The 13,487-nt window shown below is 58.8% G+C and carries 10 protein-coding genes and 1 tRNA gene; 4 read left to right on the forward strand and 7 right to left on the reverse strand.

All coding sequences use genetic code 11. The features are described from left to right. Positions 1 to 3: 3 nt before the first annotated feature. The 7 genes from DW645_RS00070 to DW645_RS00100 all read right to left on the reverse strand — a co-directional run bounded on the left by DW645_RS00070 (position 4) and on the right by DW645_RS00100 (position 5,920). On the reverse strand, positions 4 to 1,287 hold the full coding sequence (locus DW645_RS00070; RefSeq protein WP_118225752.1) for a glycosyltransferase family 4 protein: 1,284 nt from the start codon (positions 1,285 to 1,287) through the stop codon (positions 4 to 6). Further along, entirely contained in the window at positions 1,287 to 2,390 is a 1,104-nt protein-coding gene (locus DW645_RS00075) for a glycosyltransferase family 4 protein (RefSeq protein ID WP_035138271.1), read from the reverse strand. The genes DW645_RS00070 and DW645_RS00075 overlap by 1 nt, the downstream gene beginning before the upstream one ends. Position 2,391: 1 nt before the next feature. Next, positions 2,392 to 3,186 (reverse strand): sugar transferase, encoded by a 795-nt coding sequence (locus DW645_RS00080; protein WP_199576402.1) that lies wholly within the window; start codon positions 3,184 to 3,186, stop codon positions 2,392 to 2,394. Positions 3,187 to 3,246: 60 nt separating this feature from the next. Then, a complete protein-coding gene (gene loaP, locus DW645_RS00085; RefSeq protein WP_233540603.1) occupies positions 3,247 to 3,798 on the reverse strand; it encodes an antiterminator LoaP in 552 nt (183 codons plus the stop codon). Positions 3,799 to 4,406: 608 nt separating this feature from the next. Then, positions 4,407 to 4,482: transfer RNA gene (locus tag DW645_RS00090), tRNA-Ala, on the reverse strand. Between the two features lie 97 nt (positions 4,483 to 4,579). Then, complete coding sequence (locus DW645_RS00095; protein ID WP_118225753.1) at positions 4,580 to 5,221, reverse strand: thiamine diphosphokinase; 642 nt, start codon at positions 5,219 to 5,221, stop codon at positions 4,580 to 4,582. 9 nt (positions 5,222 to 5,230) lie between these two features. Continuing rightward, complete coding sequence (locus DW645_RS00100) at positions 5,231 to 5,920, reverse strand: HAD family phosphatase (protein WP_118225754.1); 690 nt, start codon at positions 5,918 to 5,920, stop codon at positions 5,231 to 5,233. Positions 5,921 to 6,251: 331 nt separating this feature from the next. Between DW645_RS00100 and glgB the strand changes: the two genes are divergently transcribed. The 4 genes from glgB to glgD all read left to right on the forward strand — a co-directional run bounded on the left by glgB (position 6,252) and on the right by glgD (position 13,401). Continuing rightward, positions 6,252 to 8,495, forward strand: a complete 2,244-nt coding sequence (glgB, locus tag DW645_RS00105; RefSeq protein ID WP_118225755.1) for a 1,4-alpha-glucan branching protein GlgB — start codon at positions 6,252 to 6,254, stop codon at positions 8,493 to 8,495. A gap of 94 nt (positions 8,496 to 8,589) precedes the next feature. Beyond that, positions 8,590 to 11,016 (forward strand): glycogen/starch/alpha-glucan phosphorylase, encoded by a 2,427-nt coding sequence (locus tag DW645_RS00110; RefSeq protein WP_118225756.1) that lies wholly within the window; start codon positions 8,590 to 8,592, stop codon positions 11,014 to 11,016. 104 nt (positions 11,017 to 11,120) lie between these two features. Further along, entirely contained in the window at positions 11,121 to 12,269 is a 1,149-nt protein-coding gene (locus tag DW645_RS00115; RefSeq protein ID WP_035138263.1) for a glucose-1-phosphate adenylyltransferase, read from the forward strand. A gap of 4 nt (positions 12,270 to 12,273) precedes the next feature. Further along, positions 12,274 to 13,401 carry a glucose-1-phosphate adenylyltransferase subunit GlgD gene (gene glgD / locus DW645_RS00120; RefSeq protein WP_118225757.1) on the forward strand — a complete coding sequence of 376 codons (1,128 nt, stop codon included), beginning with the start codon at positions 12,274 to 12,276 and terminating at the stop codon, positions 13,399 to 13,401. The last annotated feature ends 86 nt before the right edge of the window (positions 13,402 to 13,487 follow it).

A 13,487-nucleotide genomic window follows, 5' to 3' on the forward strand; every position in this document is an offset into this window, starting at 1 on the left:
GGGTTAGGCCACCACCTTCCGGTCAATTAGTTCTTGATACAGGGAGACGAGATTCCGGATGTATTTCTCTTGATTACAGTTCTCTGCCACGAATGAACGGCAATGCGCGCTCATCGCGGCGTAAGCCGCAGGATCGGCGGCCACCGCCGCACCCCTACGGATTGCATCTGCGAGTCCTGCCTCATCGTGGGCTTCAGCCAGGAAGCCCGTTTCACCCTCACGTACCAGCTCGGGTATTCCGCCCATGTTCGTACCGATAACGGGCTTGCCCGCGGCGAGTACCTCGAGAACCGCATATGGCGCGTTCTCGAGCCACTCTGACGGCGCAGCCGCCAGAGTGGCTCGATTCACAAGTCCGCGCAGGGCGTCACCGGCTTTATATCCAACCAGCTCAATCCTCGAGCTTATTTCGTTTGGCATTGCGGAAACTTTGACCTTCACAGCATCACATTCAGGGCCATCGCCTGCAATAACAAGACGCCAATCAGGGATCACCGGTGCCGCCTTCTCAAAAGCATGCACGAGCGTTAACACGCCTTTCTCGCGAGAAAGGCGTCCCAGATACAGCATGTAGGGATCTTCATTATTTTGGTTGGCAACTTCCCGTGACATCGAATCGGGATTCAGGAAATTCCGCATGAGGACAAGCTGACGCTCGGGAAGCCCCGCTTCAATAAACTTGTTCCGCATGAACTCACTCGGGCAGATGATGCGATCGAGACGTGAATAGGTTTTGTGCCGTTTAAGCCACTCCGCCTCAGCCACCGCTAACGCGCTTTTTGCGATCGAACCCTTTACGCACTTCTTCTTAAGGCAATTGCCAAAATGACCCCCGAGACACGAATCGCAAACGTTGCCCTCGGAATCAAGCATAAGATAGCTCGGGCAAGCAAGAATCAAGTCGTGCGAGGTATACACAACCGGCGTTGGATGCTGCTTTAGCCAAGGAGCGTCCAAGATGGAAAACGTAATCTGCCTATGAGTGAGATTGAGATGGATTACATCGGGCTGGAATTCACGGCACAGCGCATCGAACTTCTCGCGCGCCTCTTTGGAATACACAAGTGCCTGCGCGGCCTTCGCCTTATCGACAATAGAGCTCGGTCCGTTATAGTCGCGATTCGTTACAAAGTAACGCGACCACTCAGTCGGCTCATTACGCTCATCCTCCATGCTGAAGAAGGCAACTTCATGCCCAAGAGCGCGAAGACCATCGGCAAGAGCAAAGTAGTACGTCTCGCTTCCACCCTTGCGCCAATGAAACTTATTTACAAGAAGGATCTTCATTACGCAACACCCTCATACAAAGCAAGCGTCCTTTGGACGACGCTGTTCCAGTCATAGCCATTAATCGCGCGGTCACGTGCCATGGCGCCCAGCCTCTCCGCTTGGGCAGAATCCGCTATCAGGCCTTCAAGCACGTCGCGCAGCGCCCCCGCGTCTCCGTGTGGGAACGTGAGCCCGCAACCCTGCAGAACATCCGCGCACTCGGGAATATCCGAGGTAACGCATGCCGCACCGTGAGACATGGCCTCCAGCAAGCTCATGGGCAGGCCCTCAACGTCGGAGGGGAGCGCGTAGCAATACGCGTTGGAGTACAGCTCGGAGAGCAGGTTGCCCTCAACGTGGCCGGTAAAGAGCGCGCGGGGGTCGGACGCGGCAGCCTCTTTGAGCGCCACGGCGTAGTCGTCCGTATCGGAGGAGTCGCCCGCGATAACCAGGCGCTTATCCGTCTTTACCTGCTTGTACGCCTCCACCAACAGTTCCGGTCGCTTCTCGGGCACAATGCGACCGAGGTAGAGGACATAGGAGCCCTGGGTGAGCCCCAAGCGCTCGGAGATCTCCTTCGCGGGAAGATCCGCCTCGGGAGTGATGCCGTTGGGAATGAGCGTAGCCTCGCGGCCGTAAGCCTCCTTGAAGTACTCCTGATTGCCCCGGGAAAGCACGATGAGCGCATCCGCGCACTTGGCCGCCGTCGCCTCGCCGAACTTGATGTACTTGGAAGCCAAGCCGCCCCATTTTGCACGCTGCCAGTCCAGGCCGTGGATCGTTGCCACGGTCCTGATGTCCGCGGAACGCGCAAAACGAAGGGGGACACACGGCCCCTCTGCGTGATAGTGAATTACGTCTGCCCCGTCTTTGATGGCGGCCCTTGTTGCGGCAAAGCTGCTCGTGAGCGCAGAGAGCCCCTTGATGTCCAGAGCCTTTACGGGAACGATGCGGTAGCCATCCTTCTCGTAGGGCTCGGAAGGAGCTCCTTCGCCCATACGGTCGTAGCAGGTTACTTGGTGACCAAGGTCTGCCATACGGCGAGCAAGCTCGCCTACCACCACTTCTACGCCGCCCTCGCGCGAACCCGTTCTCTTTTGGCCTATCATGGCGATGCGCATGCTACACGGCACCTTCCCCAGAGAACATCGTCTTCAGCGTGCCGAATATCAACCGCAGGTCCTGGCGCAGGCTGCGATTCTCTATATAGCGAAGATCCAGCTCAACCATTTCGTTGAAGCCCAGGTAGCTGCGGCCCATTACCTGCCAAGGACCGCTGCAGCCGGGTTTTACCGCCAGGCGCTTCATGTCGTGCTCGCTGTACAGGGCAACCTCGCGCGGCAGGCCGGGGCGCGGGCCAATGAGGTTCATTTGGCCCAAGAACACGTTGATGAGCTGGGGCAGCTCGTCGATGCTGTGCTTGCGAATGAAGTTACCCACACCGGGAATAATGCGCGGGTCGTGCTTCATTTTAAACATGGGGCCAGTGGCCTCGTTTTGGGCCTGCAAGTCCTTGAGCATTTGGTCTGCGTTGGGAACCATGCTGCGGAACTTGTAGATCTTAAACAGGTAGAACGTGCCGTCTTTGCGCACGCGGCCCACGCGCCACTGTGAATATAGGGGGCTGGCGCCCGGGCTCTTTATGCAAATGACCACGCTCAGAATTACCCCGGGAATAAAGAGCAACACCAGGGCTCCGCCGGCGGCGACAATGTCCACCGTACGCTTAACAACGCGGTAGAGCCTGTGCCCAAGCTCGGGCTTCACGCCGGAGTTGGCACCGCGCAGCATCTTGTACGCTTCTTCGTTTGTAAGGTAATCCCCCGCAGCACCGGCTGCGGCAGTAACGGAATTCGCCGTGGCGGCCGTGCGCGTCTCCCGCGCGCCCTGTGCCATGGTCATCATCGTAGGCTCCAAGAGCCCCTCCCCTGATACTTTTTACTTTTTGCCTTCGGTCGTCCGCTTGCGAGCTTGCAGCTAGGCGATCGCTCTTCTGTGATTGCGCATAACGCGCTGCTCTTTTGAAAGCACCGCAAGGCCAACGCGGGTGGTTACGCGTCGGCCGCACAAGTCGAGCTCCAAAAAGGCAGTGCTCTTGCGTCTGTTAATGGTTTTGATAAGGGCCTCGTGCCCCAGCAGCGGGCCTGCCGTTACTACGACCTGGTCTCCATCCTTTAGAGCCTCGCTCATGGGCACCACGCGGTCTCCCCTATTGGTAAAGCTGCCAATGAGCTGGGTCTCTTCTTTTGCCAGCGGCACAAACCGACCGTCCTGGGAAAGCACCCGGGCAAAGTCGTCCATGCGCAGCAAATACTGTTGCACGGTGCGCGGATCCGCCGTATCGCAAATGAGATAACCGGGAAAGAGCGGCTTGGTCGTGCTGACCCATTCGCGGTGTAGCTTGATCTCGGTTTGATATTGGGGATAAAAGAGCTCCTGCATGACGCCAGCCGGCACCATGCGCTCGATGCGCTCGCGCATAACGTCTTCGCGACCGTTAGTGACTTGGATCACATACCACACGAGCACCACCCCCTTGCTGTCTTACGTATGGCTCACGGGGTTTGGGTATGGCTACGCCAAGGCGCTTGTGCGCGAAGGCGCTCCATATTCAAACCCTGAGCCCAGTTAGACAAGCACGTGGCTCTGCCCCACCGTGAACGGTATGTATAAAAGCAGCGCTGAGATTGCAGGCGTGTATAACAAATTAACCTACAACCTCAGCTGGCTGCGTGCGAACCAGTCAAGCAAGTAAAAAACTGAACCGCACGCAATCAGCTGAGGACTGCTGCGTTTTGCCATGCAAACAATTTGTTTGAATGCGACTAAATCAAATGAAAGCTTAATCAAACAAAAATGCACGACTACTTTATTGGAGCTCGTGGCTTTTCTGGCACCGCCGTTACGGCCGGATGCTGATCGACCCTGCGCTTTGAGGTTTAATGGAACCTGCGGCACAGTTGAACTCATGTGACTCGAATTATTCTAGCACAAGTATTTGATAGGAACCGATTTAGTTAATGTTGGACAACATATCTAAATAATTAGCAGGTTATTGCACAACTTTTTGGCGTGCAGCTTGTTGGGGAGCTCGAAAATAAGAAAGGCCACTCGTTCGAGTGGCCTTGCATTCACGATGGTGGAGACGAGGGGGATCGAACCCCTGACCTCTTGACTGCCAGTCAAGCGCTCTCCCAGCTGAGCTACGCCCCCGTGACGAGGAAATACTATAGGGGAATGTCTTTGGGGATGCAAGAGGAAATTTTGGGTTTGCTGCTCCGTCCCAGGAAAACCCTCACGGGCCGTCACCCTACTTGTAAAGGTAGGCGATTGCCGTTCCCTGGTGGACGGTTATCGTTGCTGTTTTTCTTACGATGTTGCTGATACCAGTGTCGGCTAGTAAGCCCAAGAAGGCGTGTTCCAGTTCCCATTCTAGGCCGTGTTCGCTTACCTGGGTGTTGGGGGCTATAGCAATAATGGAAAACGTTTTGCCCTCAGCGCCTTCGATGGTCCACGATTCATCTGCGTGAAGAATGCGGGCGACCACCTTGTCCTCGACGATCCAGACGGGGGCACCCTCGTAGCCCGCGAGCAGGCCCAGTACGGAAAGCGCCATATCAGGACGGCCGCCCGTAGCGCAGGTCGCAACTACTTCGGCACCCGGCCAGCGGCGTCGGACGGAATCGAGCGCCAGTGCCAGGTCGGTATAGTCCTTGTAGGGGTCGTGGCGCTCAACTTCAAAGTCGGTGGCGACATCGACCAACGCGCGACCGGCGTCGCTCACCGTGTCGGCGTCCCCCACATATACGTCGCAGCTCAAACCGGCACCCAGCAGAGCATCCAGGCCGCAGTCCACAGCGATGACGTGGTCGCACTCCCCTGCTAGCCTACGCAACAGATCCGCGCTCGCCACCACGGGCGAGCCGCAGACCACTAATACCTTACAAACCACAGCCCTCGCCTATCCCTCAAACGCCAGCACGTGATCCAGATCCAGGTCCTTATAGCTGTCGATAAAGATATCGCAGTTGTCGCGCACATCGTCGCGCTTCATGCGGCCGTGCGGATCATAGATGCCCACGCGGTTAAAGCCTGCGGTGCCAGAGCTCTTTAGGCCAAAAACGGCGTCCTCAAACACCCAGGCGCGCTCAAACCTGTGCCCATGACGCTCCTCCAGACAGCGCAGCGCCAACTCGTACACATCGGGAAACTGCTTGGAGCGTCCCGCCTCGCCCGTCGTGGTAATAAACTCCATATAGCGATCAAGGCCAGCACCCGCAAGCGCGGACTGCACCAGCTCGGCTGGCGTGGACGTGGCAACGCACATGGCAATGCCCGCCACCTTCGCCTGCTCCAAAAATGCCAGGAGCCCCTCGCGCGGCGGCACCTTGGAGTACCCATCAATCAGGATGTCGCTCAGCTCGCGATAGAGCTCCTCGCCATTTGCGCCAATGCCCCAGGTGTCGTGGTAGGCCTGGCACTCGTCCTCGAGCGACAAATGCTCAAACTGGGCAAAATCTTCGACCGTTACGTCAACTCCGTGGCGGTGCAATAACTCGGGCTGAGCATAGGCCCAAACGGGGGTGCTATTAACCAGTGTTCCGTCGCAATCGAAAATAAAAGCGACATTGGGAGCAGCGGTCTGGGACATAAACGAACCTTTCGATGTCAAATGGTAAACATCCTGCTAAAAACGTTTTACCAAACGTCAGACTAACAATCTTGAAACCCTAATTGGTAAAACTGTCAAGAGTTTTACCATCGCAATTCTGCCAGTGGTCTAAACATGGCGCTTACCGATTAAACGCCGCCCTAAAACCACTTTCCTTCATAAAAGTAACGTACAGGTGTTATCGTAGTTTCTGCCGAAAGTTCCACCGAGCACGCGAGGTGGAACGAATCATAGAACTATCGCCGTCCCTTCGATTCGTGCAGCCTTGGACCTTTCGCATCTAGTCACCAAGGCAACACGCTGCCGCGTCATGATGGGATCAAACGTGAGCGATACAAAGCTAAAGCCAACGGCTAAAAAGTCCGCAACCCGTAAAGCCGCCCCGCACGCACCGGAGCTCACCAAGGACGATGTCTATCTATTTGGCATCGGCACGTGGGAGCGCAGCTGGGAAAAGATGGGCGCGCACCCCGACACGCAGAACCGTACGCGCGGCTGGCGCTTTTGCGTTTGGGCGCCCGATGTAAAGAGCGTGCATGTCATTGGCGAATTTAACGACTGGAATGAAGAAGCCAACCCGCTGGTGCCAGTGCATACGAGCGCTATTTGGGAAGGCTTTATTCCTGGCGCAGAACAAGGTCAGCTCTATAAATATCTAATCGAGACCAACGAGGGCGAAAAGCTCTACAAGGCCGATCCGTATGCCTTTAAGGCCGAGTGCCCTCCGGGTACTGCGAGCGTGCTGTGGACACTCGACGGCTATAAGTGGAACGATGCCGCGTGGCTCAAGCGCCGCGCTGGCCACAACCACATGTCGCAGCCCCTTAACATCTACGAGGTGCATATTGGCTCGTGGAAGCGCCACGGCGATGCGCCGCAGGGCGAGCCGGACGAGTACGGCAACTACCCAGGCCCCATGGACCCCTTCCCCGCGCAGCGCGGCGAGTTTTACACCTACGACGACCTGTCGGTGGAGCTCGTGGACTACGTGCGCGACATGGGCTATACGCATATCGAGGTCATGCCGCTCATGGAGCATCCCTTCGATGGCTCCTGGGGCTACCAGACGACCGGCTACTATGCCGCCACGTCGCGCTACGGCAACCCGCAGCAGCTCATGCACTTTATCGATGCGTGCCACGAGGCAGGCATTGGCGTGATCATGGACTGGGTACCCGGCGGTTTTTGCGCCGACGCCCATGGCCTTGCCTCCTTTAACGGCCACATGCTGTTTGAGCACGAGATTCACCCCAACTGGGGCACGCACAAGTTTGACTTCGCCCGCGGCGAGGTCCGCTCCTTCCTTGTTTCCAACGTGCTGTACTGGCTCGAGAACTTCCACGTTGACGGCATCCGCATGGATGGCGTGTCCAGCATGCTGTACCTCAATTTTGGCATCGACGATCCGGGCCAAAAGAAGTTCAATAAGTACGGTACCGAGGAGGACCTGGACGCCAGCGCGTTTATCCGCCAGGTCAACTGCGCTGTGGAGGCCCACTTCCCCGACGTGATGATGATGGCCGAGGAGTCCACCGCGTGGCCGCTCGTGACCTACCCGCCTCAGGACGGCGGCCTGGGCTTCCACTACAAGTGGGACATGGGCTGGATGAACGACACCCTGCACTACATGCAGACCGATTTTCCGTGGCGCCCCGGCAACCACGGGCTGCTCACGTTCTCCATCATGTACGCCTTTACCGAGAACTTTATTTGCCCGCTGAGCCACGACGAGGTCGTCCACGGCAAGTGCTCGCTCATCGGCCGCATGCCGGGCGACTGGTGGCGCCAGTTTGCCGGCCTGCGCACGCTGGCTTTCTACCAGATGACGCACCCCGGCGCCAAGCTCAACTTTATGGGCAACGAGATCGGCCAGTTTATTGAGTGGCGCTACTACGAGTCCATCCAGTGGTTCCTAACCGAGGAGTACGAGACCCACCGTCATCATCAGGCGTTTATCAAGGCGCTCAACCACCTGTACACCGCCGAGCCCGCCCTGTACGAGCGCGGCTACACCGATGACGGCTTTACCTGGATCGACGCGGACAACTCCAAGCAGTCCATCGTGAGCTTTGTGCGTCAGGGCGAGGACGTCGATGACGACCTGGTGATCCTGATCAACTTTGACCCGGCGAGCTACGAGAGCTTCCGCGTGGGCGTGCCGCGCGAGGGTGACTGGGAGGTCATCTTCGATTCTGACCGTCCTGAGTTTGGCGGCAGCGGCTATGCCGGCAAGGAGCCCTACACCTGCTCGAGCGAGCCCTATCCCTGGAACGGGCAGATGGACTCCATCGAGATTAAGGTACCCGGTCTGGCAGGTGTGGTGCTTAAGCGCCACGGTCCCAGCAGCTACAAGCCGCCGGTGGTCGAGGCCCCTAAGGCTGCGCCCAAGAAGCGCACGTCCTCGGTGAAGCCCAAGCCTGCGGCTGCCAAGAAGGCTCCGGCTAAGGCGAAGGCTAAGGCAACCAAGCCCGCTACGGCCAAGAAGACAACCGCCAAAAAGGCTGCCCCCAAGGCCAAGACAGGCACTGTTAAGGCGTCTGGCAAGGATGCGTAACAAAGTCGTTACCACTGCAGTTACTCACCCCACAGGGGCGTAGGATACAAGTCATAACCGTTCCGGGAGAAACATCCCCGGGGGAAAGGAACGTATGAATAAGATCTTCGACAACAAGCAGGAGTTTACCGAGCTCTATCGCGATGCCGTCATGAGCATCAGCGGCAAGAGCGTCGAGGCCGCCAGCGACCTCGATCGCTTTAACGCCCTGGCCAAGCTCGTGGCCGAGAAGGCGCGCACCGTCGCCACCAAGAGTGACGCCCGCGCCACCGCCGAGGGCAAAAAGCGCGTGTACTACTTCTCGATCGAGTTTTTGATCGGCCGCCTGCTCGACAACTACCTGCTCAACTTTGGCGTGCGCGACATGGTCGCCGAGGCGCTCGACGACATGGGCTTCGACCTGTCCGTCATCGAGAACCAGGAGCCCGATCCGGCCCTGGGCAACGGTGGCCTGGGCCGTCTGGCCGCATGCTTCCTGGATTCCATGGCAGCCGAGGGCATCGCCGGCTACGGCAACGGCATGCGCTACCGCTACGGCCTGTTTAAGCAGGAGATCGTCAACGGCAGCCAGGTCGAGGCTACCGACGAGTGGCTCACCCACGGCTATCCTTGGGAAGTCCGTCGTCAGGACAAGGCCGTGACCATTAAGTTTGGCGGCCGCGTCGAGGGCTTTGAGGAGGACGGCCGCACGTTCTACCGCACGGTGGACACGCAGGACATCCTGGCCGTGCCCTACGACATCCCTGTGGTGGGCTATGCCGGCGAGACCGTCAACAAGCTGCGCGTCTGGGCCGCCGAGCCGGTCGAGGAGCACTTTGACCTTGAGGCCTTCAACCGCGGCGACTACGCCCTGGCCGATGCCGAGCGCGCCGAGGCCGAGGCCATCAGCGCCATTCTCTACCCCAACGACGCCGGCGAGCACGGCCGTCTGCTGCGCCTGAAGCAGGAGTACCTCTTTGTTTCGGCCGGCATCTACAGCCTGCTCGACACCTTTGAGAAGGAGCACGGAGAGAACTGGGAGCTGCTGCCGCAGTTTGTGGCCATCCACACCAACGACACGCACCCCGCCATGTGCGGCCCCGAGCTCATGCGTATCCTCATCGACGAGAAGAAGCTCGAGTGGGATGACGCGTGGAACATTGTGACGCAGGTCGTGAGCTACACCAACCACACCATTCTGCCCGAGGCTCTGGAGAAGTGGCCCATCGGCACGTTCTCCAAGCTCCTCCCCCGCGTGTACCAGATCATCGACGAGATCAGCCGTCGTTGGCACGAGTCGTTCGACACCACGCAGGAGGGCTGGCAGGAGCGTCTGCGCCAGACCGCCATTCTGTGGGACGGCGAGATCCGCATGGCCAACCTGTCCGTGATCTGCAGCCACAGCGTCAACGGCGTCGCCAAGATCCACTCCGACATCATCAAGAACATCGTGCTCAAGGACTTCTATGCCCTGACGCCCGAGAAGTTCAACAACAAGACCAACGGTATCTCGCACCGTCGCTTCTTTGCCGAGGCCAACCCTACCTACGCCAAGCTCGTGACCGAGGCCATTGGCGACGGCTGGCTCAAGGACGCCTTTGAGCTGGAGAAACTCAAAGAGTTCCAGAACGACACCGAGTTCCTGAAGGCCGTGGGTGCCTCCAAGCGCGCCAACAAGGAACGTCTGGCCGCCTACGTCAAGGCCGAAACCGGTCTGGTTATCGACCCCAACTCCGTCTTCGATGTCCAGGTAAAGCGCTTCCACGCCTATAAGCGCCAGCTCATGAACATCATGAAGGTGATGGACATCTACAACCGTCGCATCGCCGATCCCAACTTCCACGTGACGCCGACGACCTTCATCTTTAGCGGCAAGGCTGCCTCGAGCTACACCTTCGCCAAGGAGACCATCCGCCTCATTAACTCCGTGGCCGACGTCATCAACAACGACGCCCGCGTCAACGAGGTCATGAAGGTTTGCTTTATCCCCAACTTCCGCGTGAGCAACGCCCAGCTCATCTACCCCGCCGCCGAGATCTCGGAGCAGATTTCCACGGCCGGCAAGGAGGCGTCGGGCACGTCCAACATGAAGCTCATGATGAACGGCGCCATTACGCTGGGTACCCTCGACGGCGCCAACATCGAGATCGCCGACCTGGCCGGCCGCGAGAACGAGGCCATCTTTGGCCTGACCGCCCCCGAGGTCGAGCAGCTCTGGGCATCCAACAGCTACTTTGCTTGGGATACGCTCAACAACGATCGCGAGCGTCTGGGCCGCGTGATGGACGAGCTCAAGGACAACACCTTTGCGGGTCTTTCGGGCAACTTCGAGAGCATCTACAACGAGCTCATGAACAACAACGACCCCGACCTAGTCATGGCTGACTTCCGTAGCTACGTGGATGCATGGGAGAACCTCACGGGCAGCTACGGCGACCAGGAGACCTGGAACCGCAAGGCCCTGCTCAACACCGCCTCGAGTGGCTGGTTCTCGTCCGACCGCACCATTCGCGAGTATCGCGACGAGATCTGGCACGCATAAAGCGCGCGAGCTCCCTTTGCCGCACGGCATTACTCGACGGGCGTGACAGTGCGCCGCGCCCGTCGCTAATGGGTTAGGAACATCGATGACAGAAGGAGAAATCGATGAGTAAGAAAGAATGCATCGCGATGCTCCTCGCAGGAGGACAGGGCAGCCGATTGGGGGCACTCACCCAAAAGATCGCCAAGCCGGCGGTTAGCTTTGGTGGCAAGTTCCGCATTATCGACTTTTCGCTGTCCAACTGCTCCAACTCGGGCATCGACACGGTGGGCGTTCTGACGCAGTACCGTCCCTACCTGCTGCATGCCTACGTGGGCTCCGGCGAGGCGTGGGATCTGGACAGCCGCGACGGCGGCGTGTCGATCCTGCCGCCGTACGAGACGCAGACCGGCGGCGCCTGGTATGCGGGCACGGCCGACGCCATTACGCAGAACCTCGACTACATCAAGGCCAACGACCCCAAGTACGTCCTGATTCTTTCGGGCGATCACCTGTATCGCATGGACTACCGCAAGATGCTCAAGACGCACATTGAGAACAACGCCGACCTCACCGTGAGCGTTATGCCCGTGCCGTGGGAGGAGGCCAGCCGCTTTGGCATCCTGACCACCGATCCCGAGGACGGCCGCATCACCAAGTTCACCGAGAAGCCCGAGAAGCCCGATTCGAACCTCGCTTCCATGGGCATCTACATCTTCTCGGCCGACGTGCTGATCGAGGCGCTCGAGGAGGATGCTCTGGACCAGCGCTCGAGCCACGACTTTGGCAAGGACATCATCCCCAAGCTGCTCGGTGAGAACAAGCGCCTGTACAGCTACGAGTTCCACGGCTTCTGGAAGGACGTCGGCACCATCGCCAGCTTCCATGAGACCTCGATGGACCTGCTGGGTAACAACCCCGAGTTTGATCTGTTTGACAAGAACTTCCCCATCATGTCCAACATCACCACGCGCCCGCCGCACTACATTGGCCCGGACGGCCGCCTGGACGACTGCCTGGTCTCCAACGGCTGCAAGATCTACGGCACCGCTCGCCACTCGATCCTTTCGACCGATGTCATCATCGAGGAGCGCGCCGTGGTCGAGGACTCCGTGCTGCTGCCGGGTGCGCACGTTAAGAGCGGCGCACACATCTGCCGCGCTATTTTGGGCGAGAACTCCACGGTCGAAGAGGGCGTGAAGCTCGGCTCTGTCGATACCACCAAGGATACGGCCGTCGTTGGAAATGACGTCGTTATCGGGAAGGGGGAATGATCCGATGATTAATCGCAAGGCCATCGGTTATATCACCGCTAACTACTCTTCGTCCTACGGCAGTGTCCTGCTCAAGGACCGCCCCATCGCGTCCGTTCCGTTTTTGGGCCGCTACCGCCTGATCGACTTCCCGCTGTCCAACATGATGAATGCCGGCATTAAGACCGTCGGCGTCGTCATGCCGGGTAACTACCGCTCGCTGATCGACCACGTGGGCTCGGGCAAGGACTGGGGCCTGGACCGCAAGAAGGGCGGCCTGTTCATGGTCCCCGGCAACGCGTATGGCACCACCAAGGGCGGCATGCGCTTCTTGCTGCGCGACATCATCTCCAACAAGACGCTGTTCCAGCGCTCGGAGAAGCCCTATGTCGTGATGATGGGCACCAACATCATCTTTAACATGGACCTCAACACCATCATCGAAGCGCACGAGAACTCCGGTGCCCAGATGACCGTGGTGTACTGCAAGGCCACGCGCAACGTCGATGACGAGACCAAGCTCGAGATTAACGAGAACGGCCGCCTGACGGGCGTGAGCGCCGGCGTCGCGTACGGCGATAACGCCTCCATGGACTGCTGCATCGTCAACCGCGAGACGCTCCTCGAGATCATCGACCACTACCAGGCCGCCGACTATCTGGACCTGCTCGAGGCACTCCAGGGCGACTTTGGCAACATCGACGTGTGCAGCTACGAGTACAAGGGCGAGGTCGTGGGCGTGTTTAGCGAAAAGTCGCTGTATCGCCGTAGCATGGACCTGCTCGACCAGACCGTGGCCGACCAGCTCTTTGACCCCGAGCGCCCGATCCTGACCAAGGCTCACGACGTGCCGCCTTCGCGCTATGCGACCGGCAGCCACGCGTGCAACTCGATCATCTCGGCCGGCTGCATCATCAAGGGCACCGTGCGCAACTCGATCCTGTCGCGCGGCGTCGTGGTCGAGGAGGGCGCCTCGGTGACCAACTCGATCATCAACCAGAGCTGCATCATCAAGAGCGGCGCACGCGTTGAGAACGCCATCCTGGACAAGAACAACGTGGTCCCCACCAACACCGAGCTTCGCGGTACGCCCGAGAACATCCTGGTGCTGGGCAAGGCTCCGTTAACTTCTGACACCACCATCGTACGTTAACGTTGGCACCGCAACATCGCTCGTAACATGTAGAATAGCCGCCCGGTTAGCGCCAGGCGGCTATTCTCGAATTGCAACATGGGAGA

Origin of the sequence: Collinsella sp. AM23-17 (assembly GCF_003470945.1) — a bacterium.
Lineage (GTDB): Bacteria > Actinomycetota > Coriobacteriia > Coriobacteriales > Coriobacteriaceae > Collinsella > Collinsella aerofaciens_O.

What these genes read in the sequence shown, in the direction of transcription:
- DW645_RS00100 (WP_118225754.1), bottom strand. Translation starts at nt 5,920, where the DNA reads ATGTCCCAGACCGCTGCTCCCAATGTCGCTTTTATTTTCGATTGCGAC.
- DW645_RS00110 (WP_118225756.1), top strand. Translation starts at nt 8,590, where the DNA reads ATGAATAAGATCTTCGACAACAAGCAGGAGTTTACCGAGCTCTATCGC.
- DW645_RS00115 (WP_035138263.1), top strand. Translation starts at nt 11,121, where the DNA reads ATGAGTAAGAAAGAATGCATCGCGATGCTCCTCGCAGGAGGACAGGGC.
- DW645_RS00070 (WP_118225752.1), bottom strand. Translation starts at nt 1,287, where the DNA reads ATGAAGATCCTTCTTGTAAATAAGTTTCATTGGCGCAAGGGTGGAAGC.
- glgB (WP_118225755.1), top strand. Translation starts at nt 6,252, where the DNA reads ATGATGGGATCAAACGTGAGCGATACAAAGCTAAAGCCAACGGCTAAA.
- glgD (WP_118225757.1), top strand. Translation starts at nt 12,274, where the DNA reads ATGATTAATCGCAAGGCCATCGGTTATATCACCGCTAACTACTCTTCG.
- DW645_RS00075 (WP_035138271.1), bottom strand. Translation starts at nt 2,390, where the DNA reads ATGCGCATCGCCATGATAGGCCAAAAGAGAACGGGTTCGCGCGAGGGC.